Origin of the sequence: Caulobacter sp. 602-1, from assembly GCF_003931565.1 — a bacterium.
GTDB lineage: Bacteria > Pseudomonadota > Alphaproteobacteria > Caulobacterales > Caulobacteraceae > Caulobacter.
Window position 1 is genome coordinate 1 of the sequence record NZ_RRYI01000166.1, and the last position, 283, is coordinate 283.

General features: G+C 67.8%; 1 protein-coding gene. It reads right to left on the reverse strand.

The window, feature by feature from the left end:
- Positions 1 to 283: 50S ribosomal protein L3 (gene rplC, locus EIK80_RS25740; RefSeq protein ID WP_148099154.1), on the reverse strand; the 283-nt coding region annotated here is incomplete at both ends.

The window sequence follows — 283 nt, forward strand, 5'->3', positions numbered from 1 at the left end:
GCCCGGGACGGCGCCCTTGATCAGGATCAGGCCGCGTTCGACGTCGACCTTCCAGACCGTGACGTTCAGCGTCGTGACGGTTTCCTGACCGAGGTGCCCCGCCATCTTCTTGCCCGGGAACGTACGACCCGGATCCTGGCGGTTACCGGTCGAGCCGTGCGAACGGTGCGAGACCGAGACGCCGGGGGTGGCGCGCAGACCACCGAAGTTCCAGCGCTTCATGGCGCCGGCGAAGCCCTTACCGACGGTCACGCCTTGGATGTCGACCTTCTGGCCGGCGACG